This is a genomic window from Pseudomonas sp. CFBP13508 (assembly GCF_005233515.1).
Classification (GTDB): Bacteria; Pseudomonadota; Gammaproteobacteria; order Pseudomonadales; family Pseudomonadaceae; genus Aquipseudomonas; species Aquipseudomonas mercuritolerans.
Genome location: NZ_QFZZ01000006.1, coordinates 188,494 through 213,009, shown reverse-complemented (window position 1 = coordinate 213,009; position 24,516 = coordinate 188,494). Strand labels below are relative to the sequence as shown.

General features: G+C 55.7%; 26 protein-coding genes and 1 pseudogene. 9 read left to right on the top strand and 18 right to left on the bottom strand.

The window, feature by feature from the left end; genetic code table 11:
• Positions 1 to 3 precede the first annotated feature (3 nt).
• The 10 genes from PspCFBP13508_RS18230 to PspCFBP13508_RS18185 all read right to left on the bottom strand — a co-directional run bounded on the left by PspCFBP13508_RS18230 (position 4) and on the right by PspCFBP13508_RS18185 (position 8,220).
• The gene (locus tag PspCFBP13508_RS18230) at positions 4 to 1,239 is read right to left on the bottom strand and encodes a DNA circularization N-terminal domain-containing protein (protein ID WP_137215322.1); all 1,236 of its coding nucleotides are present in this window, start codon (positions 1,237 to 1,239) and stop codon (positions 4 to 6) included.
• A complete protein-coding gene (locus PspCFBP13508_RS18225) occupies positions 1,236 to 2,777 on the bottom strand; it encodes a phage tail protein (protein ID WP_137215321.1) in 1,542 nt (513 codons plus the stop codon). The genes PspCFBP13508_RS18230 and PspCFBP13508_RS18225 overlap by 4 nt, the downstream gene beginning before the upstream one ends.
• Before the next feature lie 130 nt (positions 2,778 to 2,907).
• On the bottom strand, positions 2,908 to 3,204 hold the full coding sequence (locus PspCFBP13508_RS18220; protein ID WP_007908778.1) for a phage tail assembly protein: 297 nt from the start codon (positions 3,202 to 3,204) through the stop codon (positions 2,908 to 2,910).
• On the bottom strand, positions 3,201 to 3,548 hold the full coding sequence (locus PspCFBP13508_RS18215; protein WP_007908779.1) for a phage tail tube protein: 348 nt from the start codon (positions 3,546 to 3,548) through the stop codon (positions 3,201 to 3,203). Before PspCFBP13508_RS18215 ends, PspCFBP13508_RS18220 begins: the two co-directional genes overlap by 4 nt.
• 67 nt (positions 3,549 to 3,615) lie before the next feature.
• On the bottom strand, positions 3,616 to 5,112 hold the full coding sequence (locus tag PspCFBP13508_RS18210; RefSeq protein ID WP_130909728.1) for a phage tail sheath subtilisin-like domain-containing protein: 1,497 nt from the start codon (positions 5,110 to 5,112) through the stop codon (positions 3,616 to 3,618).
• Entirely contained in the window at positions 5,112 to 5,294 is a 183-nt protein-coding gene (locus PspCFBP13508_RS18205; protein ID WP_130909727.1) for a DUF2635 domain-containing protein, read from the bottom strand. Before PspCFBP13508_RS18205 ends, PspCFBP13508_RS18210 begins: the two co-directional genes overlap by 1 nt.
• A complete protein-coding gene (locus PspCFBP13508_RS18200; protein WP_137215320.1) occupies positions 5,291 to 5,875 on the bottom strand; it encodes a hypothetical protein in 585 nt (194 codons plus the stop codon). Before PspCFBP13508_RS18200 ends, PspCFBP13508_RS18205 begins: the two co-directional genes overlap by 4 nt.
• A 152-nt stretch (positions 5,876 to 6,027) precedes the next feature.
• The gene (locus PspCFBP13508_RS18195) at positions 6,028 to 6,366 is read right to left on the bottom strand and encodes a phage holin family protein (protein WP_130910393.1); all 339 of its coding nucleotides are present in this window, start codon (positions 6,364 to 6,366) and stop codon (positions 6,028 to 6,030) included.
• A 137-nt stretch (positions 6,367 to 6,503) separates the two neighbouring features.
• On the bottom strand, positions 6,504 to 6,926 hold the full coding sequence (locus PspCFBP13508_RS18190) for a tail fiber assembly protein (protein ID WP_161984085.1): 423 nt from the start codon (positions 6,924 to 6,926) through the stop codon (positions 6,504 to 6,506).
• A gap of 550 nt (positions 6,927 to 7,476) precedes the next feature.
• On the bottom strand, positions 7,477 to 8,220 hold the full coding sequence (locus PspCFBP13508_RS18185; protein WP_137215319.1) for an XRE family transcriptional regulator: 744 nt from the start codon (positions 8,218 to 8,220) through the stop codon (positions 7,477 to 7,479).
• 708 nt (positions 8,221 to 8,928) lie between these two features.
• Between PspCFBP13508_RS18185 and PspCFBP13508_RS18180 the strand changes: the two genes are divergently transcribed.
• The 7 genes and pseudogenes from PspCFBP13508_RS18180 to PspCFBP13508_RS18150 all read left to right on the top strand — a co-directional run.
• Complete coding sequence (locus tag PspCFBP13508_RS18180) at positions 8,929 to 9,252, top strand: hypothetical protein (RefSeq protein ID WP_130910390.1); 324 nt, start codon at positions 8,929 to 8,931, stop codon at positions 9,250 to 9,252.
• Positions 9,253 to 9,520: 268 nt separating this feature from the next.
• Positions 9,521 to 10,852: a hypothetical protein gene (locus tag PspCFBP13508_RS18175; RefSeq protein WP_137215318.1), complete on the top strand. Its 1,332-nt coding sequence runs from the start codon at positions 9,521 to 9,523 to the stop codon at positions 10,850 to 10,852.
• A gap of 363 nt (positions 10,853 to 11,215) precedes the next feature.
• Complete coding sequence (locus PspCFBP13508_RS18170; protein WP_130910388.1) at positions 11,216 to 11,914, top strand: hypothetical protein; 699 nt, start codon at positions 11,216 to 11,218, stop codon at positions 11,912 to 11,914.
• A gap of 414 nt (positions 11,915 to 12,328) precedes the next feature.
• A complete protein-coding gene (locus PspCFBP13508_RS18165; RefSeq protein WP_095180636.1) occupies positions 12,329 to 12,547 on the top strand; it encodes a hypothetical protein in 219 nt (72 codons plus the stop codon).
• A 601-nt stretch (positions 12,548 to 13,148) separates the two neighbouring features.
• Positions 13,149 to 13,475: a hypothetical protein gene (locus tag PspCFBP13508_RS18160; protein WP_137215317.1), complete on the top strand. Its 327-nt coding sequence runs from the start codon at positions 13,149 to 13,151 to the stop codon at positions 13,473 to 13,475.
• The gene (locus tag PspCFBP13508_RS18155) at positions 13,472 to 13,720 is read left to right on the top strand and encodes a hypothetical protein (protein ID WP_137215316.1); all 249 of its coding nucleotides are present in this window, start codon (positions 13,472 to 13,474) and stop codon (positions 13,718 to 13,720) included. Before PspCFBP13508_RS18160 ends, PspCFBP13508_RS18155 begins: the two co-directional genes overlap by 4 nt.
• Positions 13,717 to 13,921, top strand: a pseudogene (locus PspCFBP13508_RS18150) (hypothetical protein); the annotation flags it as partial. The gene PspCFBP13508_RS18155 and the pseudogene PspCFBP13508_RS18150, both read left to right, overlap by 4 nt.
• Positions 13,922 to 14,002: 81 nt before the next feature.
• On the opposite strand, the gene PspCFBP13508_RS18145 reads toward PspCFBP13508_RS18150, so the two are convergent.
• On the bottom strand, positions 14,003 to 14,965 hold the full coding sequence (locus tag PspCFBP13508_RS18145) for a helix-turn-helix domain-containing protein (RefSeq protein WP_130910384.1): 963 nt from the start codon (positions 14,963 to 14,965) through the stop codon (positions 14,003 to 14,005).
• A 313-nt stretch (positions 14,966 to 15,278) separates the two neighbouring features.
• On the opposite strand from PspCFBP13508_RS18145, the gene PspCFBP13508_RS18140 reads away from it, so the two are divergent.
• Together PspCFBP13508_RS18140 and PspCFBP13508_RS18135 are read left to right on the top strand one after the other, a co-directional pair.
• Complete coding sequence (locus tag PspCFBP13508_RS18140) at positions 15,279 to 15,737, top strand: hypothetical protein (protein ID WP_130910383.1); 459 nt, start codon at positions 15,279 to 15,281, stop codon at positions 15,735 to 15,737.
• Positions 15,738 to 15,880: 143 nt separating this feature from the next.
• Complete coding sequence (locus tag PspCFBP13508_RS18135; protein ID WP_137215315.1) at positions 15,881 to 17,509, top strand: methyl-accepting chemotaxis protein; 1,629 nt, start codon at positions 15,881 to 15,883, stop codon at positions 17,507 to 17,509.
• A gap of 136 nt (positions 17,510 to 17,645) precedes the next feature.
• Here the strand turns inward: PspCFBP13508_RS18135 and PspCFBP13508_RS18130 are convergent, their stop codons facing one another.
• From PspCFBP13508_RS18130 to PspCFBP13508_RS18100, 7 genes are all read right to left on the bottom strand, one after another.
• Positions 17,646 to 18,440: a DNA adenine methylase gene (locus PspCFBP13508_RS18130; protein ID WP_137215314.1), complete on the bottom strand. Its 795-nt coding sequence runs from the start codon at positions 18,438 to 18,440 to the stop codon at positions 17,646 to 17,648.
• Between the two features lie 152 nt (positions 18,441 to 18,592).
• A complete protein-coding gene (locus PspCFBP13508_RS18125) occupies positions 18,593 to 19,135 on the bottom strand; it encodes a lysis system i-spanin subunit Rz (protein WP_137215313.1) in 543 nt (180 codons plus the stop codon).
• A complete protein-coding gene (locus PspCFBP13508_RS18120; protein ID WP_137215312.1) occupies positions 19,117 to 19,680 on the bottom strand; it encodes a glycoside hydrolase family 19 protein in 564 nt (187 codons plus the stop codon). The genes PspCFBP13508_RS18125 and PspCFBP13508_RS18120 overlap by 19 nt, the downstream gene beginning before the upstream one ends.
• Positions 19,681 to 19,729: 49 nt before the next feature.
• Positions 19,730 to 20,779 (bottom strand): contractile injection system protein, VgrG/Pvc8 family, encoded by a 1,050-nt coding sequence (locus PspCFBP13508_RS18115; protein WP_137215311.1) that lies wholly within the window; start codon positions 20,777 to 20,779, stop codon positions 19,730 to 19,732.
• A gap of 70 nt (positions 20,780 to 20,849) precedes the next feature.
• Entirely contained in the window at positions 20,850 to 21,056 is a 207-nt protein-coding gene (locus PspCFBP13508_RS18110) for a tail protein X (protein WP_064596196.1), read from the bottom strand.
• Complete coding sequence (locus PspCFBP13508_RS18105; RefSeq protein ID WP_137215310.1) at positions 21,031 to 21,876, bottom strand: phage tail protein; 846 nt, start codon at positions 21,874 to 21,876, stop codon at positions 21,031 to 21,033. Before PspCFBP13508_RS18105 ends, PspCFBP13508_RS18110 begins: the two co-directional genes overlap by 26 nt.
• Before the next feature lie 9 nt (positions 21,877 to 21,885).
• Entirely contained in the window at positions 21,886 to 24,504 is a 2,619-nt protein-coding gene (locus tag PspCFBP13508_RS18100) for a phage tail tape measure protein (RefSeq protein WP_137215309.1), read from the bottom strand.
• Positions 24,505 to 24,516 lie beyond the last annotated feature (12 nt).

The window sequence follows — 24,516 nt, the reverse complement described above, 5'->3', positions numbered from 1 at the left end:
GCATCACTCCCGCGAGACTTTCACGTCGTTGGGCGAGAAACCGGGATGGGTAATCCCGTTGCGCTGAGTCACTTCATCGACCCGCGTAGCGTCGCCAAATTGTTTGTAGGCCACGACTACCGCCGGAAAGCTTTCCTGAAACGACTTGCTGACTTGCCGCACGCCGGAGGACGCCACCGCTTTGAGATGAGCCACCAGCGCTTCCTTTACATCGTTGATTGCCTGGTAGTGCGCAGGCCCGGCTTTCGCCAGCATCGGGTCGATGGCGGCAGTCACCGCCGTGCGCAGCGCTTGCATGTCATCGCTGACAGGGACTTCCTGGCGGCTGACCGGCGAGGTCGACTGTTGCGCCACCGACGGTGTCGACGCCAGCTTCACCGGCGTGGTCGCCACCGGCATCGACGCGACCCACTGTGCGACTTTGACCAGCACCGTGTCTTGCACCAGATCAGCCATCGCTTGGGCTGCGGCATTGGTGTCCTTGCCCGTGGTGATCTTCGGCACATCGGCCTTGCGAATCGCTTCGAGTTGCTGCGACACGTCGGCGATCACGCCCCGGTAGCCTTCCTTGGCGAACGCTTTCAGCTCCTTGATATCGCCGAGCAAACCCTTGAATTCCGCCGCCACTTCCTTGGGCAGCTCCTTCACGGCTTTGACCAGTTCAGTGATCTGCCGGTACTGCTCGATCAAAGGTTTCAGTTGCTCTTTGATCACCTCGTAAACCCCGGTAAGGCTGTTGCGCAGGTTGGTGATGCCGATCCGCGCAGCCTTGATCAAAGTCATCGCCTGTTCGAATCGCGCCACCGCCGAACCCAGCAGAGTGTCGGCTTTGGCCAGCAGCACTTTCTGCGTGCTGACCGTGGCGGTCGGAAACGGCAGGGGTTGGTCGGGATAGAACTTCAACGCGAATGTCACCAACCCACCGTCCTGGCGGGTGTGAGTCATGTCGCATTCGCCGACCTTGACCTGCAGGCGTCCGAGCCACGGATGCACCAGTTCGCCACGGCCCTGCTCCAGCGCCTTGAGCAGCTTGTCGCGCTGCTCCAGGCAATCGGGGCCGATGATGAACGCGGTCAGATCGTGGGTCTTGGCCTGCTGGCCGAGGTCCTCGAAAAACGGCAGGTCGCGTTGCGGGTATTCATGCAACTGCCCCTTGCGTCCGACCGGGGTTTTCGCCTGGTCGATCCAGAAACCGACACCGCGAAAGGATGCCGGCAATAAACGGTCACGCCAGTTCATTGGGAACCTCCCATCGACAGCGAGCGATAGCCGATGCGCGAAGACACGGCCAGGCCGGGTTGATTGGTTTGCGGTTGTTCGGTGCGCAGGCCTGCCGGTGCATTTTCGAAGCGCACGGTCAGGCCGCCTTCAAGTTGCGTACGGTTGTTTGCGGCGCTTTGCTGGATCAAGCTGTTGGAAGTTTGCGTCAGTGAATTCGAGGACTGTGTCAGCGCCCCCATCGACGCTGGACGTGTGGCAGCGGAATCAGCACTGGAGCCGAAAAACTCTGGCGCCCATTCCCCCTTGCCTTGGGCATTGGTCCGTTCCTGGGCATGGGTAAAGACATCGACCTTGGCCGACGCTTCGGCAGCGAGCTCACCCAAACCTCCATTGAAAAACGCCCTGACCGGTGCAAGCGCCTGGTAAAACTTCTCGCTCCATTTCTCGATCCATATCGTCACCGAGCCCCAGGCTTGAATGATCAACTCCAGAGGCGACCAGCCCAACTGCTCGCGGATCACCGCATACAGGGCGAGCACGGGCAGTTTGATTGACTCGACAAGGTCCTGGAAAAAAGCCCCGACCGGTACTGACACCGCTCTGAGCAGATCCCAGATCGACGCAAAAAGTCCGACCAGAGGCGCCCAGTTCTTCAAAATCAGCGCCTGCGGGGAATACGCAAACAACGTTGCATAAAAGTCGATGACCGGCGCAGCCAGCGCCTTGAGCACATTCCAAAGTGCCGCGAAGAACGTGCTCACCGGTCCCCAGTTGCTGATCAGCATGCCCATCGGAGTGAACCCGAACAGGGTCCGAAAAAAACTGGCCATCGGCATTACGACGGGGGCGATTTCTTGCCACAGTCGAGCAAAAAAAGCCGAGACGGGTTTCCAGTTGGCGACGATCAGCCCGGCCGCCAGGGCAACCCCGGCGGCGAATATCCCGACGGGTGAAGCAAGCAGCGTCAGCACCGCGCTGAAACCGGCAGCCGCTGTTGTCACCAGCGTAAACGCCAGCGCTGCCGCCGCCAGCCCCTCCACGAGTTGGGGATGATCGGCGACAAACTTACCGACCGAAGTCACCACCGGCACCAGCGCCGTTACAAGGCCGTTGACGGCTGGTAACAACGCCTGACCGATCTTCAATGAAATGTTGTCGAGCGAGACGTTGAACTTCGCCAGATTGGCCGAGGTTTCCCCCTTCACTACCGCCGGTACCTGCGCCGTAACGGACTTGTTCAACGGTGCAGGAATCAGCGCGTCTTTGCCCAGCGTCGGCGTATTGAGTTTTTTGTTCTTGGTCGCCAGTTCGTCTTCGGCCTTGATCGCCTTCTTCAGTCCCTCCTGAAAAGGTTTGAGCAAGCCGCCACCGGAAATGAAACCGGACAAATCAAAGGGCTTGATCGAACTGCTTTCCAGGCTTTTCCTGAACGCCGCCACCTTGCCCCGGACGCCCTTCATCTCAGCGTCCATCTTCTGCAGACCCTGCATCACGACGAGCATGTTCACGGTAGTCTGCATGTTTTGCTGGAGTGCATTTATCTGAGTATTGGCCATCACTGCACCTGCTGCATCGCATTGATCCGTTGCGCGTGCTCCAGCGATTCGCGGAGCACATCCAGTGGCCTGGCCATCATCTGTTCGGGGTCAACCTTCCAGAACCAGGCCAGGTCATAGGCGACGGCGATCAGGTCGGTGATGGCGCCGACGCCGCACTCATGAAAAAACTCGCAACGGCCCAGCTCAGCGCATTGAGGTCAGCCAGATCCAACTGGTTGACCGACGACGGCGGGATGCCGGCGCACACGGCGATGTATTTGGCCGCCACGTCCATGTCGAGGCTGACTTCTTCGCTCTTGTCGATCTTGTATGGCAGCGCCTTGATCGCTCGCACTTCCTGCACCGTCGGGCGGCGCAGGACGAGTTCGGTCAGAGGCTCGCCGTGGGCTTCGATCGCAACCTGAAGCTTCACGGCGCCGCTCATTGCCAGGTCCCCTTGATGCCTTCGAATTTCAGTTCGATGGTGGCGTCGTCGCCCTTGGAGACTGGCTCCTCGACCAGATAGGCGCCGGCCAGCACGTAGACTTTGCCGTTGCTGAATTCGCAGGTGACGGTGATGTCGGTGCCTTCGATCAGCTTCTTCAGCGGGAAGTCGGCGGTGTGCAGCGCGGTCACTTTGAACGACGGCGCGATATCGGTTTCCTTGTAGAAACCGGGCACGACGGTTTCACGTTTGACCGCCATCAGCGGCGCTTCGCAGCCGCCATTGATGGTCAGTTGTGCGCCGTCGACCTTGACGTAGCAGGTGCCTGCAATCAGTTGACCCATGGTATTTCTCCCTTCAAATAAAAAGCCCACGCGAGGTGGGCTGAATGCTTAATGCCGACCGCGCGGATCAGGCCGCGTCGTCGTACTGCAGACGGAACTGGTTGAGCAGTGCGAACACGCGCAAGCCATTGATGTAATCCGGCGGGAACAGCACGTTCACGCGGCTCGGGTCCTGCACGTCGCGCTCGACAATCAGGTGCTCGGCGAACAGCTCGGCGTTCTCCACATGACCTTCCAGCTCAAGCTTGGCGTACTGCGCGATCAGCTCGCCGCGAATGGTCGCTGGCGTGACGATCGGCTGGCCGGCGCCGAAACGGGTGCCGTCGGAGGCCAGTTTGTGGCGGCCGTATTTGCTGGTGATCACACTTTGCAGACGACGCACGATGAACGCCGACTGGTGCATGGTTTCGCTGTCCAGATAGGAGTTGTCGGCCTGGCCGTAAGCGTTCTTCTGGTAGGTGGTGATCGAGCGCTGGATGCGCACGTAACCTCCTTCGTAGTAGGCGGTGGCAATGCCGTAGTTGAGCAGCGACTGACGCTCGGTCAGGGTGAAACGTTCGCTTGCCGGCGCCGGGTCAACACCCGGCAGGCTGCCGCTTTGCGTCGGACGGCTGGCATCGGCGGAGATGAACACCGCCGTGCGTGCAGCCAGCGCGGCGGCCTGTACCCAAAACGGTTGCGGTACGCCCGGCTCCAGCGCCTGGATGGTCATGTGCTGATCGTTGCGGGCCTGGCCTGCGGCGACCAGAGTGCCGACCGTGCCGCGCTTGGCGCTGTAGACGTGACCGAACAGTTGCTTGGCCCACGACCAGCGCCCGGTGCTGTCATCCATGACCGCTTGCCAGGTGTTGAGAGTGGCCAGATCGGACCACGGGAGCGCGATGAATTCGAAAGGCTCATCGCCCAATGCTGCGACGGCAGCGATCTGATCCGGTACACCGGCGCCGCCGGTCATGGCGGTGATTGCGCTGGTCAGACCGGCCGGAGTTTCTTCGCCGTTGCTCTTGCCCAGGCGATTGAATTGCAGGCTGATGTCGTTGCCGCTGTCGCCGGTCCATTTGGCGTTCAGGGTGACAATACCTTCAGCAGCGGCAGCGCTGACCGGCAGGTCCGCAGTGGCGTTGATTTTCTGCGCCAGTGCGGTGGCCGCTTGAGCGGCGGTGGCGCCGTTGACCACGGTGGCCTGCACGCGCACGCCGCCGACATACAGGTTGAGCATGCCCGCCTGAGTCGCGGTGCCGGTCAGGGTCAACACGCCTTTGGCGATAGCGCCTTCAGTGTTGTGCAGAGGCAGGCACCAGATCTCGCCGATCGGGTCGGCCTTGCGGAAGGTTTCGTACATCGAAGCGAGCATCGAGCCTTGGCCGCCGATGCTTTTCGCCAGCGCCACGCTGGAAACCAGCACCAGTTTGCCGACTTCAGTCGGGGCAATATTGTCGTTGACCTGAGCAACGATCAAACGGCGCATGGCCGAGGTCGCGCTGTTGGCGGCCGAGTTGTCCATTTCGGCATAGAACAGCGGCACACGAATGTCCGCCGGGATGTTGCTGAATCCGATTGCCATTATTTGGCTCCCTGTGGTTTAGCCGCTTTTGCGGTTTTGAATGTGATGTCGCCGTCGGCCAGACGCCGGCGCCACCAGGCGCTGTCCAGCACGTCACGGCCTGCAGCCGGCAACAGGTCGCCGGCCTCCGGGTCAGGCACGACACGGCCAGCGGCCGGCACTACGGTGATGCGGTTGCTCATGGGGTTACATCTCCAGAGAAAGTCATTTCCACCCGGCCATCCGGGCCCGGGCGTTGCAGATTGGGGTCGGCAGGATCGATCGCGTCGACCCGCACCGTCATCCCGGTAAAGGACGACAAAGCGTCCAGTTCGCGCTCGTGCCAACTCTCCGCAGGCTGACTTGGCAGATTGCGGCCGAGCTGGAACTCGGCATAAAAGCGCAACCGATAAAACAGGCGGCTGCTGTTGATCGAGACCAGCTCACCGCCGTCATAAACGATGGCGCTGTAAGTGGAATCAGGTTTGAAACCGACCAGTGCGCGCCACAGTTCGGCGCGCAGGTCGTGCAACAGATCCAGCGCTTTTGTAGCGTCGGTAGCGTCAAGCACCAGAACGATTTCGAAACGCTCGCGGATCGGTTGGGTGGCGAGGTTTTGTGCTCTGCCAGAACTGGCCAGATCGGCCAGCGGCAGAACGTGGGCTGAGGGTGTCGGTAGATCGGAGTCGCCTTGCAGCAACGCCAGATCGACACCCACCGAAACATGATTGGCAAGCCCAGGGCATTGCCCACGCAGTTGCGTGAGGATCGGGGTGATCTTCATGGGGGTGTTCCGAAGTAAGAGAAATTACAGTGGACGCCGCAGTCCCTGTGGGAGCGAGCCTGCTCGCGAAAGCGGTCGATCAGTCACATCGATGCTGAAGCTGACGTCCCTTTCGCGAGCAGACTCGCTCGCATAGGGCTATGCGTGGAGATTTAAGGCTGGTCGCGCGGCGGCAGTTCACATACGCCGATACGCTTGGCCGCCCAGCGTTCGTAAAGGCCTATGGCTACATCAGCGCCGGCCATCGCCGTCAGGCAGCCAAACGCGCCAGCGGCCCAGATCGACATGCCGGCGGCATACAGCAGCATGATTGCCGACACGCCGCAGATCATGCAGGCGCCGGAACGCAGAGCCAGACGCCGCACCAGCGACCAGCCGCGAGCGCCCTCCTTGTCGGCGCGCCACATCTCGCCGGACACCCCGCCAACGACGGCAAGGAGGATGACCAGCCAGATCGGCATGTCCGCCAACGCTTGTTGCTCGTTTGTCATGTCACGCCTCCGTGGGTGATTGATGAGTGATGGGTTGGGTTCGAACGGTTTCTCTTGAGACAGGCATTCCAAAAAGCCCGGCGGGCCAGGCTTTTCAGCAATGCTCTTTCGCGATCAAGCGTTGCAAAGCGCAGCGGTCAGAATGGTGCGATCGGCCAGATGACTTCGGGAAAGGTGTTCTGCTCTGTCGTGGCGCAGACGTCGAGGTAATACTGTTTGATGGCACGCAATTGCGACCACTCTTCCGGAGTGGCGACTGCCAGGTCCACTTTGTACTGCAGTGGGTTGAACTTCAGGAACTGCTCGACTTTGTCAAAGCGTTGTTGCAGGCGGCCGCGGATGACACCCTCTAGTTCATCAGGTGTGAGAGGCAAAAAAGACTCGCCGTAAGGGCCTAGTTGCAATTTGTATCCCGGCTGCGCGGTGGTATCACCGGTGACATTGCGCCACGCAGAGATTGGTTCATTGGCAGGGATCGCAGGTGGCTCTCCCTCAGTGTCCAGCACTTGAAGAACGACAATGATGTTATTAGGTGAAATAGTCAGGACGTAACGGTTCATGCCAGTTTCCTTTTTGACAGGTTTCAGCCAGTGCTGCTGATATAGCTTCACACTTGGCCAGACAATGCTTGCCGCAATTGAGGCAGGCATTCCAAAAAGCCCGGCGCTTGTGCACCGGGCTTTTCAGTAATGCGCTCCTTCGCCTTCCTTCCAATCCTGTGTTCGAGAAGGAAGCTGACTTTTCGGCGCTACTGGCGCGGTACGAGTCCATTCAGATTGTTTTTCCGACCGCGGTCCCTGCCCGCCGGATAACTGCTTCTGGTGCTTTACGCTGCACACCCGGGTCAGTTGCCAACCCTCTGAACCGTTGAGGCCGGTTCATCGCTGCCTGTTCATGTGGAACTAAAGAGCTTGTCTTGCCAGCCGCTTTGTCGAGCGGCTTGGTGGCAAGAATATGCATGGATGCATATACAGTCAATGCGTAAATGCATTTATTTATGCATTAAATTTGCGCATATGCATGAAACCCAAGCGGGCCAAGGGGTGGGGAGATTTCTGCAGGCGAAAAAAAACCTGCCGGGAGGGCAGGTTTCAGTTGAATCGAAAGGGGCTAGCGGGCGTACATGCCCCACCAGAAGACGTGACCGAGTATGACGATCTGCTCTTCCTGGATTTCCTGGAAGCTGTAGTCCTCATCCGGATGCTCGTCGCGATTGAAGCTGCGCAGACGGATGCCGGTGGGCAGCCGATAGAGTTGTTTAACGCGCAGCTGGCCGTTGTGATTGATCGCATACAGATCGCCATCAATGATGTCGCCGATGCCGCACTTGCCGGCGTTGACGCCGACGGTGGCGCCATCACGCAGGACCGGCAACATGCTGTTGCCGCGCACCGTCACGCACTTGGCCTGGTCGAACTGCACACCGTTGTGGCGCAGGCTGCGCTTGCCGAAGCGCAGGCTAGAGCGCTCGCTCTCTTCGATGACGAATCTTCCTGATCCAGCAGCCAATTCAACCTCGCGTAGAAAGGGCACCGACACCTCGTCGTCATCGACGGGGGTGTCGTCGTCCCACAGGCTTATGTCCTTGAGTTCCGCATGCACGTCAGCACGCGTGCCGGCTGCCGCTGGCGCGACATCCGCGCGCCCGCGCAACTGATCGGTGCTGACGTTGAAATAATCAGCGATCTTCGAGATGTGTTTATCCGAAGGATCGACAATCTTCCCGCTGAGAATCCGCGAGAGCGTGGATTGAGGCACGCCGGTGCGACGGTGGAGCTCCGTGGGGGAGATCCCGTGCTGGTCGAGCAGTGCTCTTAAGACGGAGGAAACGTTGCGTTTTTGCATAACGCGCATAGTGCTTGAAGTTTTTCCCGATGACAAATGCTGATTTGCATAAATCGTGCATAGATCAACTTTTCACTGCAAGTAAACGCTCACCCGACCGCAGTGCCTGCGTCGGGCTTAGTGCCCATGGTAACCTTGCGCCCATCGCGGAAAAGCCCGGCCACCGCCCGCGCTTTGCCCTACATCTTTTAACGAGTTTCCCGACAATCCGATGAATAAAGCCGTCTCCGACCTGTCCTCCCACACTCCGATTGTGCTGGAGTAACTCGGTGCGTGAGCCTACAACCCCCGTGGTTGCTGAGCCTTGGCCTATTAACGCGCTCTAAGCACTGAGGTACGATTAGCATTGAATGGCATGGATTGGCGTCTGGTTTGCCCCATTTTTGCCCCATTACCATTCGACGCCATCGCTCAACTGTTAGCCCGGACATCCCAGTCAGCTCTGAGCTATACGCGTTATCACATCTACTTACGAATGAACCAGGTCAGACAATGCAGCAATGCTGTGCGTGCAGAGAAGAGATAAAAACAAACGCAACCAGGTGCCCTCACTGCTCCTCAACCCAAGGGTGGAGACGAATCTTTACGACGCCTGTTCTTATCTGTAGCTCTATAGTCACCATACTCTCTGTAGGCGGATTGGAACCCATCAAGCACGTGTTAACACCACCTCGGGCTGATCTACGACCCGCAATTATCGGTGGCGACTTCCACCAAATGAACTTCACGTTGACCAACCTCGGCGCGAGAGCGGCCACCCTCGTCAACGTTGAGATTGCAGGTAAAACGAAGCGAGATTTTACTGGAGTTTGGTTTGTGAAAACCGCGGCTGATGGAAAAGTTCTGGAACCGGGAAAGTCCTATGAAATAAAAGCATCAAATGGGAGCTTAATTCCAGGTGTAGTGGATTCCCACCGAGCAGCCTTTCTTAAAAGAATCCATGGTTTCTCTAATAACTGTCAGCTTCTTGTGACCTACGCAGAGGTTGATGGTCAGCAAGCCAGACTATCTTACCCCTACATGTGCGATCCAGTTGATTGATAGGGATTCGAACCCCCTCTGGACTCTCTATAGGCCGCTGCTGCCCACCAAAAACGGCGCTTTCGTTCTTTACCGCAGGCGTGGGGCGGGCCGAAGCGGCCTCCCATATGCCCTAATTTTGCCTTAAACAGGTATGACGACTTTCGGCCAGAATCGGACGTTCGCATAAGCGATTGAGAATTTTCCGCCACACCACTACCATCAGAGTGCCATTATGCGGGTAGAAAACAATTAAAACCCAAACTGAAAGTTGAAACGGAGTTCTATAATGCAGGATCTCGGAAAATACCTATTAAAACACGTATCAACTGACACTAGGCATGCAACAAATAGGTTTGAAATTGTAGATAAAATGTTTGACAGTTGGATGTCGGAAAAAGGGGTGAGTGACCTATCAAGTGAAAAAGGAAAATTTACAAGCATCAAACAGGGTGCAAATGGAACTTTTTCTCGCAAGCTCATACAGAACGAGCTTGGAAGCCTGCGTGAAATATTATTAATTGAGATTTTTGAAAATGAGCATGCATTTGTAACTGAGCTTCGAATCGGACTTGTTGATAACTCGGTTTTTATATACTGTTCACTATCTGCAAAAAGACTTTCACAGATTATCGCTCCAGTCAGAATCCATCCCCGATGCCCTAGAATTATCAGAGAAATCATCGAGAAGTTCGATGACTGGGAGCTTGATGGAGACAAGATACCTTCCTCATCGATAATAGACAGCAATGGAGAAGACGGAGGTCTTGCACTGTGCACCAGGCTACTTGATAAAGGAAGGAAGTTTCCAGTCGTGGTCATTTCTGACGATCTCGATGAGCGACCTTGGCCTAACTTAGCTGAAAAACTTGCAAGGGATCTCGTTGGAGTCGCTCATGTAGCTGTCGTAGATGACGAGGGGTCTTGGGCAATGACAGATGAGTTAGGTAAGCGAGACTCCTGTTATCTCGGTGCAGTCCGACTGTATTGGCCACTGGGTGAGAAGGACTACCTTAGTTCTTCAATTTGGACGGCAAGCAAGCTTTGGGACGAATATTCGGGGGATATACCTGGACTAGGTAGATTCCAGTCAACTATCAGAGGAATTGTTCTCGAAACGTCCTCACTATCGCTTTCAGCGCCTAAAAGCCTCCGTGAAATCCCTAAGCGTGAGATGCGCGATCGTCTAAATGCTGCAAATGCTGAAGAAAAGGAAAAAGACCTAAATTCTATTATCGATGAAAACAGCGAATTAAATGACAAATTAGAAGCCGCAAATACTGAAATTTTAAAGCTCAAAAGTCGAATTGCGTTTTTAAGTTCAAAGTTAGACGATGGCGATCCGGAAAAAGACACAAATTCGCCCGAAGACTGCGAGACCGAAATTGCTCACTCTCCGGTAGGTGAAGGGCAAATAAGATACTATAAAAAAATCGGAAAAAAAGGTGATACCGACACATTGGTTTGTGTCAAACAATGCAACCACAATTCTTGGCGACCTGCCTTCAAAGCTATCCAGGCGGAAAAAGGAATAACAAAGCTGGAAGGTAGATCGGATTGGCGAAGTATCCAGCACTGCAACGGCTGCAAAGGTGGTGGACGGTGGAAGGTTCAGTGGTGATTTTCAAAGATAATATTGTTTCGAAGCCCACCTAAAGGTGCTCTTGGAATCGTCGGCCCAGACTATCTAGCCGATGATTTCCAAGACAAACTTGATATGGTTCGTCTAGAAGCAGTCAAACGGACGGCAACGAAAGATCTTATAATAGATATTGTAAGTTAGCGCGATCTCCTGACGAGTATTTTTCCATTACTGCCGGGGCGACTTGCAATATGCGATAAGAAGCGGCAAATACGATGCGAAAGGGGGATCTGGCGCTCGCCACGAGAGGCTTAGTTAGTTTTTGCCGGGCATCTACATCGTAAGGCATTGACCTGAAATATTGTAATTATTTAGATTCTATTTGATTTAAGGAAGATACTTATGGATTCTGGTTTTGATGAGGGTGATTTCAAGAAGGCTCGGGGTATGCTCCTATCCTTTTCATCCATACTCATATCTTTATGGTTTTTTGGTGCCGACTTAAAGTCGGTGTCATTACTTGGAACTACAATTGCCTTTACGCAAAATACGCAACACGTCTGGATGGTGGCGCTAGCAATCAATAGTTATTTTTTGCTTAGATTCTATCAGCACTCACCAAATACGTCCTATTCAGAAAATAAGATTTATCAAAGTGCTTTTGAAGATTTTTTGATTAAAAACATGCAGCGATTGAAAAAGGAAAAAATAAAGGAAGATTTGTTCCAGAATCTGAAACATCTTGGAGCTCAGGAAAGCGGTAAGCATGAAATTGTCAGGACTAGCTTCAGCACTGTAACCAACCCCCAGGACAAAAGAAAATTTTCTCGAGGGTTCGCTCGTATAGCAAAGTTTCAAGTTCGTGGAGAATACAAAAATCTCGACGCAACTGAGCTTAAAACCTCACCAGCATTCGAATATGGATATCCGTGTCCTTACTGGCTCGTAGTGCTAGCAACTTACCGAGCCAAGATAGCTGCAAACGTTAAAACATCATACGGAACTGAATACCTGCTGCCATATTTGTGGAGCAGCTGGGCAGCAGTGATTTGTATGCATCAGTGGTTTGTTATAAACCAATTAAGTTTAATGAAGGCCTAGCTTCATCTATGCAAATCAATCTCCATTAAAAAAGATAGGTACCGCCGGAAACGGTCGACCATCAACTTCGCCTCTGGTCGTGCGTGCTCGCTTGCAAACGTCCGCTTCTGGCCGAAAGCGGCCATTGGCGTGAGGCATTTGGGGTTGTTAGAAGGGTTGGTTTAGGCTCATAGTGTTGTGAGTTCGAATCTCTCCTTCACCGCCACATTCAGTAAACGCAAGCCCCTGATTTTCCTAGAGAAAGTCGGGGGTTTGTGGTTTTTGACGTCCCAAAAATGGCCATATGGGACAGATCTGGGACAGATGCGCCATTGTGGTGCGAAAAAGTCATCGAAAAAGAGATACGTGAGCTAATCTGGTCTGGCACGCCTGAACTAGCCCTTTTGGTAGCTTTCGCTCAAGGACGATCCAAAAATGCCAAATAACTCAGATTCAAATGTAACCACGGCCGACGCGCTGACTTTGTTGCTACACAACCAGCATGCGCTGGGTGCGGCGATAGAAGAGATCACTCATTGGATCTCGGGGGCTGGCGCAGATGTTGTTGCCGATAATGCTGTAGTCGCCTTAGAAACACTGGACAGGAATGCGGCAGCGATTACGGACGCGATCACGCGATTACGGCAGGTGTAGTCACTGGTAATGGTTGGAGGAGCGAGCCAACGCGCGTTCGGAGTCCATCGGATTCCACTCAACACTTTCTGGACGTTACGAAACGAGCTGTTCCGTTGCCAATGGTTGGTGATACTCCAGCAGACATAGCGTCGGAGATCAGGTATCTCATAGCTTCTACATCAAGCGTCTTGCCTTTGTTCTCGCGCATGAACTCGCGGCTAATGAAATAGCGGCCACAGGCATCACATTTAATATTTACCCAGTCGCCTGCCAGAGTTCGACGCTCCGCGTTTTCCCAACAAATCCAGCACATACATTTCATAAAGGCGCTCCTCGATGACCAATGGATTGTGCCAGAGAAAAACGAGTTCAACGCTGAGTGCCGACCGGAACCACCGTCTATCGGTTTGTATTCAGATGTGCGGACGCCGCGTACGGCCGATAGCGGCTTTTGCCGACCAATGAACAGAACGCCGTTTATGTTCAACAGGCCCCCACACCTCGGCCCGGTGCGGGGGCCTTTTTTTGCCCAAGCGGCAACCACTGGCCCCGGTGCTGGTCTACCATTGCCTAACCTCCTGGTCGATGCGTCGGCCGCCTCCAAGAGGAACGCTGCTGCATGTCATACGCCTATGAAGGCCTGGCCACCGTCACCGTGCTGGCACTGTACTTGGGCCAGCCACCGACGGATCTCACCACGCTGGAATTGAACGTCCGTGTGCATAACGCCGGATCGGGGCGGTTTCGCATTGAGTTTGACCGTCACCTGCACGGTCCAAAGGAGGCGAACGCCCTGCGGGTGATCTTGCCGGGGGGCTTGTTGCTGCAAGGCCCGATCGCCGACGGGCGCAATGAGCCGGCCGGTGGCTGGCTGTTGATCGAGGCAGAACAATACGACCTTGCGCTTGAGCAGCCTGCGAGCCTCAATGGCTGGAGGTGGGAATGAGCAGCGTGACCGACGCCTTCACAGCGCTGAACCTGCCGCAAGCGGTGCAGGCCCAGGTCCTGAAACTCCTCGCCCAGATCGGCCGTGCGCAGACAGCCGATGATCTGTTTCGCGCCAGTGATCGTGCCGAAGGTTTTGTCTTGGGGCTGGAAACCGCCAAGGCGCTGAACGCCGGCAGTATCGAGGTCTTGTATAAGGCCTTCGACGACGCTGCGACGGCTCGGCGCCTGGAGCATGCACAGTGATCGGCAAAGGCATTCACGAAGAGGTGTTGCGCGCCCTGGTTGAACAACACGCCGTGCGCGAATGCCTGGTGGCCAAGATCGATGGCGGCCCCGATTGGGGCCTGACGATCCGCCTAGCGGGGCAGCGGCGCACGCTGGCTGCCTGTACGCTCGCGGCGTGAGCGACTGCGCACCTGGGCAGCCTTGACGACTGAGGGACGCTTAATTAAACACGCTCGTTCCAAGGTTCTGCGCAGCGCTATCAATGATTTGCGCTCGCGCTCATGTCTCAGCGACGTAGCCTCAAATACTGGACCTAAATCGCTGACGATACTCATTTGGAGTTACGCCATTTAACTTCGAAAAATTTCTTATTAGGCCAGTTTCGTGTCCAAACCCCGTCAAAAAAGCAATCTCTTTGAGAGGGCGTTCCGTACTTACAAGCAAGTGACGCACCGCATCGATTCTGAACTGTTCCACTGTCTTGCTTGGCGTTTGTCCCGTGCTTGCCTTGTACCGTCGAATGAACGTACGCTCGCTCATCTTCATTCGCGCAGCGAGTGTAGGGATTGACAAATCCTCCATTAAATTTTCACTAATCCACGCGTGAAGATCCGAGAAAGTACCGCTTTTAGATTGCATGTTTAGGCTAGAGCTAAACTGATTTTGGTCGCCCGGGCGCTTTAGAAATACAACCAGATGCTTCGCAACTTTCAATGCCATGGCATGCCCCAAATCGCTTTCGACAAGCGCTAAAGCAAGGTCAATACCAGAAGTGACACCAGCAGATGTCCATATAGGCCCGTCATTTATGAATATTGGCCCTCGCTTAAGTATAAGGTCGGGATTACTTCGCTCAAGCTCATCATATGCAGACCAATGCGTTGTCACCTTGCGGCCCTTTAATTCTCTCAACGCCGCCAAGGCGAACACTCCCGTACAGATAGAGACCAAACGCTGAGCTCGTCCAGCGTGCGCTGTGAATATCGAATTAAACCGTGGGTGTTTACAAAAATCATAAATCCCCGGACCACCCGGGACAATTAAAGTATGGGGAATGGGTGAGTCTTGGGCTAATGGCGGTGTATTGAAACAGGCATGGGGGATAACTGTAGCGGTACCGTCAAGCGTTACTATCGATAGCTTGTAAGGCTGAGCGTTAGGGTCAGAGTAGTAATTAGCGGTTAAGAACACCTCAAATGGGCCAGCGAAATCGATAAGGTTCGCCTGCGAATAGGAAACGAATTGGATCGTTTTTGTTAGCATCTGACAGTCGTCCGCGCACCCTTGTGGTGCACATATACATATTTTTGGCGTAAATCGTCAACCTATTGTCATTTATTTCAGACGAAATGATAGCGTAATATCATCACGCCGATCAGAACTGCGGGCAACGCAACAATGGCATTTGACCAAGTTCGATATACCGATATTGCAACCCATAAGCCATTCTGATCACCAACAGAGAACTTTAGGTATAAAGGCGAAATGAATTCCGGCTTAGTCTTGATAAGCTAATTGTCATGGAATACAACAACAATTAATTCCACAGTGCTTAACGACTGCTGCAGGCTTACCCATGACCAAATTATATAACTACGTAGAAGCAACAAAGAAATGCGAAGAACTCACTGCACAAATGGTAGAAGATGTTGGAGCAATTGTCTTTTCTGTAAGAGCGCTGGAGCACACATTCATACTCGCCAACTTAGAAGTCGAAAAAGCATCAAAGTGCGGACCCAACAACTTTGACAAAGCCTGCTCACTACCTTCGCACATGCTGGCGAAAGAGTTGAAAAAGTTAAACTTTTCACTCGAAGCACTCAAAACAACAATCAAACGCAATATTAGTGAAAGCCTAGGGTATCTTAACTCTGTTACCATGAATCTTGTAATGGAGACATCCGAACATCCTGGTGACCCTCTCCCAGATGCATTTCGCAAATACAAAGAAGTTCTGATCAGAAGCATCCACACATTGAAAAAACTCGACGACGAGCTCTTCAATGCTGAAATAAATTTAGCCAACGACAAGTAAAAAATCAGGACTTGTAAATCATGCAGCATTAAACGATATCGCCCGAGGCGTGATCACACTTCAACGCTGAGCAGTACCATTATAAAAAACTTCATTCACTTCCTCCAAACTTCACGGATGAAAAAAAGCCTATCGAGGCAACTATGAATTTCAGAAATTTAAGCATTTCCAAAAAGGCCACGTTATGTTTCGGAATAATTACCGCAACCCTTATATCGCTTGGCATTTTCGCATCCTTTCAACTGACTTATCTAAAGTCTGCGGGCGAGCACCTAGCACAGAATACTCTACCTAGCACGCAAACTATCGATGATATACAAATCGCGCTGCTTAACGCCCGTTTGGAAAGTATCAGGGTGCTGGCGAACTCGACTAACGTAACGGGTAAAGCCGCCGGAGAAGCCAAACTTCAACATGCAGTTCAAACGCTGGAAGCGCGCAGCGAGCACTATAGTAAGAACTTAATCGCTGGAGACCAAGATCGGCGGCAGTTTGAAGCTGCAGATCACGCCATGAGAGATTACATCAATGGTCTAGACCAGCTTAAAAACCTGGAAGCTTCCGATCATAGTCAGGCGTTAGCCTTTGCCAACTCCGCCCAAGCTGATAACGCTAACTCCTTCCAGGAAAAGTTAAACATAATGAGGGAATTTAACGCCGATCAGGCGAGGTCTTTGGTGGCCGAGGCTGCCGAGATTTACGAAAAAAGTACCCGTGTACTCACGACCGTAATTGTCATTTCTCTATTACTGACGATCTTCTTGGCGATAGCTCTAACGCGCAGCATCGTAAAGCCCATAGGAGATTCGCTAAAACTCGCCGAAGAGATTGCATCTGGCGATTTAACGCGACAACTTGAAATCACAGGAACGGATGAAGTATCCAGACTAATGAGCGCATTAAATTTAATGTCAAAGAATCTCCACGGTACGATTCAAGAAATATCAGAAGCGTCCATACAGCTAAGTTCCGCCGCTGTGGAAATGACGTCGATAACAGAGGCCGCGGATCAATTGCTTCAGCAACAAAACAGCGAAATTGAACAAGCTGCTACAGCTGTTACCGAGATGACTTCCGCCGTGGAAGAGGTGGCCCGCAATGCCACATCGACTTCCCAAGCAGCCCAAAACTCGAATGAATCGGCAAAGCTGGGTAATCTACGCGTATCCGAAACGTTGAGCGCTGTCGAGACATTGACGGAACTTGTGGAAAGCTCTTCTACCCAAGTGGTGAAGCTGGCTGAACAGGCTGAAGACATAAGCCAAGTCGTGGGCGTAATCAGAAGTATAGCAGAGCAAACAAACTTGTTAGCTTTAAACGCCGCAATCGAGGCCGCGCGCGCGGGTGAACAAGGGAGAGGTTTTGCAGTCGTCGCGGATGAAGTTAGGGCGCTGGCGCATCGGACGCAAGTCTCCACCTTGGAAATTGAGAAGATGATAACCGCTATACAAAATGGGTCCGCAACCACCGTTGAATCTATCCGCAGGAGTACCGAAGAGGTGTATAACACCAAAAGAACCGCGGAAGGTGCGGGCCAATCTTTAAGAAAGATTACCGATACCGTGCTCGAAATAAATGAACGCAATCTCCAGATCGCAGTTGCCTCAGAGGAGCAGGCGCATGTTGCTAGAGATGTGGACAGGAGTTTAATCAGTATTAGATCGCTTGCCATTCAAAGCAGTGAAGGGGCAAACCAGACGATTGCAGCGAGCAATGAATTGAGTCGACTGGCGGTCAATTTAAATCATCTTGTACGAAAATTCAAAGTATGAAGAACTAGGAGTTCATTTACCTAGTTCTTCAATGATTGCGCTTCAGAACAATACGCGGCAACTTGAGTTCCACCAATATATCTGAACCGCAGTTGATAAAGGCGTCGTTCATTTGAGAGACGATGCCTGAGCCGTGTCAGAACAAGCCGCCCAACGAATCTGGTGTCCAGTTCATAATCGCCAGCTCGCCGCTCACCTCGGCTTTGCCTTGCCGCTGGTTGGTATTGGAGTAACGAATGTCGAGTGTCTCGAAGTGAAAGCCTTCGAATACGCGGCGGATGTTGGGATGGTCGTTAATGCTGACCATCACCTTACCTTTGCAACGGCGCATGAAGTCGGCCATCCGTTCATAGTTCTCGAACGGAAAGTCGACGCCATACCCAGCGGTCTGCCAGTAAGGCGGATCCATGTAGTGGAAGGTGTGGGCACGGTCGTAGCGCTCTGCGCATTCAAGCCAGGGGAGGTTTTCGACGTAGGTGCCGGACAGGCGCTGCCAAGCGGCCGAGAGGTTTTCCTCGATCCGCAGCAGGTTGATGGCCGGGGCAGTCGTCGCCGTCCCGAAAGTCTGGCCCGAGACCTTGCCGGCGAAGGCGTGGTGCTGCAGGTAGAAGAATCGGGCGGCGCGCTGGATGTCGGTGAGGGTTTCGGGGCGGGTCATTTTCTGCCATTCAAACACTTGCCGCGAGCTGAGCGCCCATTTGAACTGGCGCACGAACTCTTCGAGGTGGTTCTGCACAACGCGGTAAAGCGTGACCAGGTCGCCGTTGATGTCGTTGAGGACTTCGACGGGCGATGGCTGAGGCTTCATGAAGTACAGCGCGGCACCGCCGGCAAAGGCTTCGACGTAGCATTCGTGTGGCGGAAAAAGCGGAATGAGGCGGTCGGCCAGGCGGCGTTTGCCGCCCATCCAAGGGATTATGGGTGTAGACATTGATAGCAAGACCTTTACTGTATGGATAAACAGGTGCTAGGCTCGCCGCGCTTTGTGCACGGAGCAAGAGCCTTGGCTGGACTTGCAGGGATCATCTGCAGGGACGGCGGCCGGTCCGGATGTTGACGCATCCGGACCGGCCGCTCTTTTTTTCACTTCAGTGTTGAGACTTCTTTGGCGTAGGCCTGACAGGCCGCGAGGGCAATGAGCCCCCGGTCGCCGTGATCGGTGACGCCGATAATTCGTTGAGCATGCGCTGGGTCAAGTTCGGCTCTTGTGGGGCCATGAACCACGCCGCCGGTGGCGGTGGTGGCTGACAGCGATCCGTTGCCGGCGCCGGTGGTGGCGTTGAGTAGGACTGACAGGCGCAGATCAGCAGTGGCAAGGCGGTCGCGCAGGCGACCTTGATCACGTTGGACATCGCTCAAGACTCGATAATGGGTCTGTTCACTGGTTGCCAGGCGCTGCTCGAGCGCCAGGCGTTTGTCCTCTTCGGCACGCTGCTGCGCCACCGTGGCCAGGGCCAACTTGTTAAGGGTTTCGGTGTGGAGTCGGGCCTGCTCTGCGAGCTGTTTGCCGTAGCGCCAATCCTGTACTTGCCAGGTAATGGACGCAGAACCACCGACCAAGACGATCAGCAGCACTCCTTTTGCCAGCAGCCGAGACGGCGCCGGGATCAGTTCGCCGAGACGCATAGCACCGCCCTCGCCCGCCCCCACAACTCCAGCCGATCCTGCAGGCCATTGAGGCCGCCATTGATCCTGCGGGTGATCGTGTTGAATTCGTTTTGATCGGCCAGCGCGTTCAGCCCACGCACTGACCAGAACCATGCGGCCGACTCGGCGGCCCACTGCGGCAGCTCCAGCAGTTCAGGTGTGCGCAGCAATCGCTCGTCACCGAACAGCGCCAAGCTGCAGCGCAGGTAGTTGTCGTGGCCAGTGACCTGGATCAGGCCGCGACCGCGATAGCGCTGGCCATCACCATCCGCTGCCGGCGTGTTGCCCAGTTTTGCAGCCAGGTTGCCGGTATCGTATTTGCTCAGGTACTGGTCGCCGCCCAGTTCCCGGACGTACTGCAGCTGACCCGACTCGTGACCGACTTGCGCGAGAAACGCGGCTTGGCGTTTCGGCGTGTTGATCTGCCGGTGGGCCATGGCTGCGTTGAGGGCGGATACAAAAACGCCCGCTTGGCGGCGGGCGTTGGGCATGATGCTTTGCAGCTGTTGCTCAGTGATGGACATACAAACTCCAGACGTAAAAAAACCGCACTCAGGCGGCGATGGGATGCGGCTATTGCTTCTCGATGTTCACCACCTTGAGGGGTGGTTTTGGCCCTTTCTTTTTCTTGCCCTTGGATTTACCGGCTTTGCCGGCGTTGCACTCGACCGTGGTCGACCACCCAGACTGGGTGAACACCTGCTCGACCGAATCCGCCAGGTATTCACCATCAAGCCCGACCTTGAAACCCTGAGCGATGATGGTACGCTCAGCGAAGATGTCCGTCCGGCCGGGCATCTCAAGACGCACATCGGCGGTCGAGCGGTTGAACGCCGAAAGACGAGCCTTGGCCGCCGCCTCAGCGGCGCCTTTATCAGGGTAGATATGTCGGTCGGTATGCACTGCCGGCAGGCCGTCCGGTGCGTCATCGTTGTCGATGGTGACGACCGCGAGCTTGCCGTTCTTTTTGTCCTGATGCTTGGTGGCCACCGCCTTGTGCGAGTTGCGATCACCGAGACTGAATTGCCAGCGGCTAAGGTCACTGCGAGTCAGCGTGATAGCGCCAAATGCTTTGCCGCTGGCCGTCTGGCCACCCTGGCGCGGCATCACCAACAGCTTGCCGTCGGCCACCTTGGCCGTGCAGTCGTATTGCTTGGCCAGACGGGTGATGAAATTAAAATCGGACTCGTTGAGCTGGTCGACCCGAGCGACCTTGGTCGACACCGGACACACCGGCGTCCAGCCATTGCGCGCGGCCACGTCAGCCACGATCTTCGACAACGGCACGCCTTCCCAGCTTCCGCTACGGATGGTTTTGCCACTGCCACGCACGTCGCTGGCCTTGCCCTTGATCACGATCGAGTCCGGCGGGCCTGACACCTCGACCGTGTCGACGGTGTAACTGCCCATACGCGTCAAGGTGGTTTCGGCATAGCCCAGGTAGATCTCGATTGAGCTGCCACGCCGTGGCAACTGCACTTGCCCATCACGATCGTCGATACGCAACTCAAACTCGTCGGACTCCATGCCCGGCTTGTCAGAGGTGCGCAGCTGCAACAATCGATCATTGATCTTGGCCGTGACATCGGCCCCATCAGCGACGATTCGAAACATCGGTGTCATGGATTTTTCCCAATGAAAAACCCGCACAGGGCGGGGCAGAAAAACAGCGCGTCGCCGGGCATTGCCAGAATCAATCCCACAAGCTGACGCCCTCACTGGTCGGACTCGGCAGATCCGGCAGGACGATAATCACGCCCGACCGGAACGGCTGAGGCTCATCGGCCAGCCCCTGATTGGCATCCAGCACGGCCTCGACGCTGCCATTCAGATGGCCGTAAACGTTGTTGCAAATGACATCGAGCATGTCGCCATCAGACGTCCTGCATGTCGTCGCCATAGCGCTCAAACTCCAAAGTGAACCCCTGTTTTCGAGCAATCCCGCCATGCAGCAGCGCGGACTGTTCCTCGTTGATGTTTTTCAGGCACCACGTCCCGATCACCTCGCCATAGCCCGTGGTCAACGTCAGCGGCTGCAGCCTGGCCCCGATGGAACGCAGGGTGTCGAGCTGCTTCAATCCACCCTTGAAGCCCGGGTAGATCGTGCCCTTGAGGGTCAACTTTTCATCGCCCATGCCGATGGACTGCTTCGCCGGCCGGCGCGTCAACCGCTCCTGAGAAGCCCAGCGGAATTCGGTCGAACGACTCAGCTCATCGAAGGCCGCCGTGTCCAGGTTGAAGTAATACGGCTCAATTTTCGGATCGCGTGGCTGAATGATCATCAGGTGCGGGAACGGCTTTACCGCCTCCGGCGCCGGCGTAGCCTCACCGGCAAAGGAACCGGTGGGCACGATGTTGGCCAGCGCCGGACTGACCTTGCCGGCGACGTTGTTGATCGCCGTGGCCGCCTTGCCCGCCTGTTCCTTCAACGTACCCAGCCGATCCTGCACTTCAGCCGCCGCGCGGGTGGCGCGGCCGTACACCGCTACCACCTGACCGACCTTGGCCTGAGCCGCGTCGACGCCGCGCATCACCCGCTGAAGTTTGGCGCCGATGGCCGGACCAACGAACGGGATGTTTTCCAGCTCGGACGCGGCGCCGGTAAGTTCGCGGATCGCGCCGTTGACCGGGGTCAGCATGCCGTCAGCACTGCGCCGCCCGGTTTCCGCTGCCTCGACCAGGTACTTCAGGCTCGATTGCATCTGCTCCATGTAAGCCATGAAATCTCCTTAGACATGGGGTTCGTCGTACAGCTTGGCGGCGTTACTCTTCGCCGCATCCGCCATCATTCGCTGCATGTGCGGCATCAGATCCTGCGCCAAGGTTTTTGGGTCTTTGACATCACCTTGCACCGTGACCGGCATGCTCAGCGAGTACTGAAACTGCTGGTCCACTTTGGCCGGCACCGGTTTTTCTGGCTCCTTGGGCTGGATAGCCAGCGCCGCCGACTTGAGCGGCGCCGTCACCGCCATCGAGCGCGCGACATCCCCCAACACCGGGCCTTGCTGCGCCGCTGACGCCATCATGAGCGGCGTGACTGGCACCGACGCCTTTGCCGTTTGTTCGGGCTTTTCATCCTCACCACCGAACAACGACTTACCCAACGACCCGCCCAGCGCCGCACCGCCCTGACTGCCCAGGTAAGCACCGATCATGCCGCCGATCGCGGTGCCGATGATCGGCACAACCGAACCGATGGCGGCGCCTGCTGCTGCACCGGCCATGGTGCCGGCCAGGTTGCCAGCGGCCGAACCGTAACCTTCGGCTTTTTCGTCCCTGGTCTTGGCGTTTTGAAAGGTTTCAAAAGCCATCGCGCCGGACTCCAGCAGCGTGCCGCCAGGAATGACCTTAGCCGCCTTGCCGACCTTACCGACGGTTCCTGCGACGACGCCGAGTTTGGACAATGCCCCACTTGGAACGGACGGGACTGATGGCGATGGGATCGAAACAGGGGAACGAGGCACAGACGGGCGAGGACCTCTCGAATTCGGCAACGTCCGGCGCCGAGCGCTACGGTTTGATCCACGTCCGCGTCGGCGCGATTCGCCCGACGCATCCACACCGCCACCCATAGCGCCGGCATTAACGACGAAAACCTTTTGGACGCCGTCGTTACCTGCATCATTTGCAGCACCAAGGCCACCGCCTGTGGCCGCTTCCTTCACCCGCGAAACAACATCCAGGCCAGTCGCTACCAGATCAAGTTCTCCGGGGTTTTTATTTGGGGCTTCGCTCCCACTCCTGCCACCGCGCGACCCACGCGCAAGGTTTAGCAACCCCTTGCTGACCTTGATCGTGCTGAAGATACCCTTTAAGGCGATCAGCCCCGCCCCGACCGTGGCGATACCGGCAACTACCCCGGGCGCGCTATCAGTCAGCGACGTAATGCCTTTAGTAACCTTGGTCAACGACTCGGCCACCGTGTCCGTCACCGGGCGCAGCGCATCGCCGATGCTGCGCATGGCGTCATCCATCGACTGGGCCATTTCCGCCCATTTCTGCGATGACGACTCGCGCCGCTCGGCGAGGTTCTTGTCGAGTATTCCGGTCGCGTCACGCGAATCGTTTTTGAGCTGGCTGTACAGCGCCTTGTTCTGCATGTAGGCCGACAGTGCGGCCTTGACCTGCATGTCGGCGAACAGATCGCCGGTGCGCAAGGATTCTTCCAGCGAGGCCATCATGGCCTTGGCCTTTTCGGGATTGGCTTCCTTGCTGATTTTTGACGTGGCTTCGGCCATGGCCGCCGCGCGCTTTGGATCGGTCGCCTGAATGTACTTCTGAGCCAGCGCCATACTGGTCTCAAGCGTCGACATACCGTTTTGCAAACCGGTCTGCATCGATCCCTTGTAATCGATCCCGGCTTTTTCGTAAGCCTTGACCGTATCGGTCGAACCGATTTTGCCCATCCAGTTTTTCAGGTTGTTGGCCGCTTCGTCCGAACTGCCGGCCTGCTTCATCTGCACCTGCAACATGGCGCCCAATTGCGTCACTGCATCCAAGCCAGTGATGCCGTTGCTGGCCATGTTGGCCAACAGCTCGGGAAACCACTTGGCCATGTCGGCCGCTTCAAAGCTGCCCGCCTGTCCTTGGTACGCAATCGCCTCCAGCGCCTGCTGCATCTGCTTGGGGTCGGTGATCTTGGCGTTCTGCCCCAGTGCGTTGATCATCTTCGCCGTGTCGACACCGCTGGATCCCTGCCCCACGACAAACTTGGCCGCGACAGGCGCGTACTCCAGCGCCTTGCTCAGGTCCATACCGGCACCGACCAACTGATTGACCACGTCGGCCACATCGTTGCGCGCCATGCCGGTGTCGCGTGAAGTGTCAATAATCTTGCGCGACATCTCCTGCTCTTGCGGCTTGTTGGCAATGCCGGCCTTGATCGCGATGTCACGCACAATCGCGCCAAAATCTGCGCTGACCTTGGTCGGTAACGCCATGGCACCAACACCGACCACCGCCGCACCGACAGCGCCCTTCATGCCCTTTACGCCAGAATCGATCTGCTGATGCCCCTTGGCTTTCAGCTCGGCTTTGTTGGCCGTCTGCCCCATCGAGCGATAGGCTTTTTCCAGCCGGCCGACCTCAATCCCCTGCTTTTTCAAGCTGTCGAGGTTCGAGTTCAAGCGGTTGAGTAATTTGGAGGCGCCGGCAGCGCCAGTGTCGTGAGCCTTTTTCCATTCTTCGCGCAGGCGGATGGTGTCGCCAATCGTGCGCTGCAGCACGCGCGCTTTATTGCCTTCTGCCTCGAGGCGCTTGATGCGCCCGGTCACGTCCTTGAACGCAGCGCCGACTGTGGAACTGACGGCGCCGCCGATCACCAGCCCGAGGGCGAGTTTGTTTGCCATGTCATGGCCCTC

Coding starts and splice junctions, on each gene's coding strand:
- PspCFBP13508_RS18175 (WP_137215318.1), top strand. CDS start 9,521: ATGCAGGATCTCGGAAAATACCTATTAAAACACGTATCAACTGACACT.
- PspCFBP13508_RS18110 (WP_064596196.1), bottom strand. CDS start 21,056: ATGGCGACGACATGCAGGACGTCTGATGGCGACATGCTCGATGTCATT.
- PspCFBP13508_RS18130 (WP_137215314.1), bottom strand. CDS start 18,440: ATGTCTACACCCATAATCCCTTGGATGGGCGGCAAACGCCGCCTGGCC.
- PspCFBP13508_RS18165 (WP_095180636.1), top strand. CDS start 12,329: ATGCCAAATAACTCAGATTCAAATGTAACCACGGCCGACGCGCTGACT.
- PspCFBP13508_RS18210 (WP_130909728.1), bottom strand. CDS start 5,112: ATGGCAATCGGATTCAGCAACATCCCGGCGGACATTCGTGTGCCGCTG.
- PspCFBP13508_RS18190 (WP_161984085.1), bottom strand. CDS start 6,926: ATGAACCGTTACGTCCTGACTATTTCACCTAATAACATCATTGTCGTT.
- PspCFBP13508_RS18225 (WP_137215321.1), bottom strand. CDS start 2,777: ATGGCCAATACTCAGATAAATGCACTCCAGCAAAACATGCAGACTACC.
- PspCFBP13508_RS18115 (WP_137215311.1), bottom strand. CDS start 20,779: ATGACACCGATGTTTCGAATCGTCGCTGATGGGGCCGATGTCACGGCC.
- PspCFBP13508_RS18135 (WP_137215315.1), top strand. CDS start 15,881: ATGAATTTCAGAAATTTAAGCATTTCCAAAAAGGCCACGTTATGTTTC.
- PspCFBP13508_RS18205 (WP_130909727.1), bottom strand. CDS start 5,294: ATGAGCAACCGCATCACCGTAGTGCCGGCCGCTGGCCGTGTCGTGCCT.
- PspCFBP13508_RS18200 (WP_137215320.1), bottom strand. CDS start 5,875: ATGAAGATCACCCCGATCCTCACGCAACTGCGTGGGCAATGCCCTGGG.
- PspCFBP13508_RS18220 (WP_007908778.1), bottom strand. CDS start 3,204: ATGAGCGGCGCCGTGAAGCTTCAGGTTGCGATCGAAGCCCACGGCGAG.
- PspCFBP13508_RS18160 (WP_137215317.1), top strand. CDS start 13,149: ATGTCATACGCCTATGAAGGCCTGGCCACCGTCACCGTGCTGGCACTG.
- PspCFBP13508_RS18120 (WP_137215312.1), bottom strand. CDS start 19,680: ATGTCCATCACTGAGCAACAGCTGCAAAGCATCATGCCCAACGCCCGC.
- PspCFBP13508_RS18215 (WP_007908779.1), bottom strand. CDS start 3,548: ATGGGTCAACTGATTGCAGGCACCTGCTACGTCAAGGTCGACGGCGCA.
- PspCFBP13508_RS18170 (WP_130910388.1), top strand. CDS start 11,216: ATGGATTCTGGTTTTGATGAGGGTGATTTCAAGAAGGCTCGGGGTATG.
- PspCFBP13508_RS18125 (WP_137215313.1), bottom strand. CDS start 19,135: ATGCGTCTCGGCGAACTGATCCCGGCGCCGTCTCGGCTGCTGGCAAAA.
- PspCFBP13508_RS18180 (WP_130910390.1), top strand. CDS start 8,929: ATGAACTTCACGTTGACCAACCTCGGCGCGAGAGCGGCCACCCTCGTC.
- PspCFBP13508_RS18155 (WP_137215316.1), top strand. CDS start 13,472: ATGAGCAGCGTGACCGACGCCTTCACAGCGCTGAACCTGCCGCAAGCG.
- PspCFBP13508_RS18100 (WP_137215309.1), bottom strand. CDS start 24,504: ATGGCAAACAAACTCGCCCTCGGGCTGGTGATCGGCGGCGCCGTCAGT.
- PspCFBP13508_RS18185 (WP_137215319.1), bottom strand. CDS start 8,220: ATGCGCGTTATGCAAAAACGCAACGTTTCCTCCGTCTTAAGAGCACTG.
- PspCFBP13508_RS18230 (WP_137215322.1), bottom strand. CDS start 1,239: ATGAACTGGCGTGACCGTTTATTGCCGGCATCCTTTCGCGGTGTCGGT.
- PspCFBP13508_RS18105 (WP_137215310.1), bottom strand. CDS start 21,876: ATGGCTTACATGGAGCAGATGCAATCGAGCCTGAAGTACCTGGTCGAG.
- PspCFBP13508_RS18195 (WP_130910393.1), bottom strand. CDS start 6,366: ATGACAAACGAGCAACAAGCGTTGGCGGACATGCCGATCTGGCTGGTC.
- PspCFBP13508_RS18145 (WP_130910384.1), bottom strand. CDS start 14,965: ATGCTAACAAAAACGATCCAATTCGTTTCCTATTCGCAGGCGAACCTT.
- PspCFBP13508_RS18140 (WP_130910383.1), top strand. CDS start 15,279: ATGACCAAATTATATAACTACGTAGAAGCAACAAAGAAATGCGAAGAA.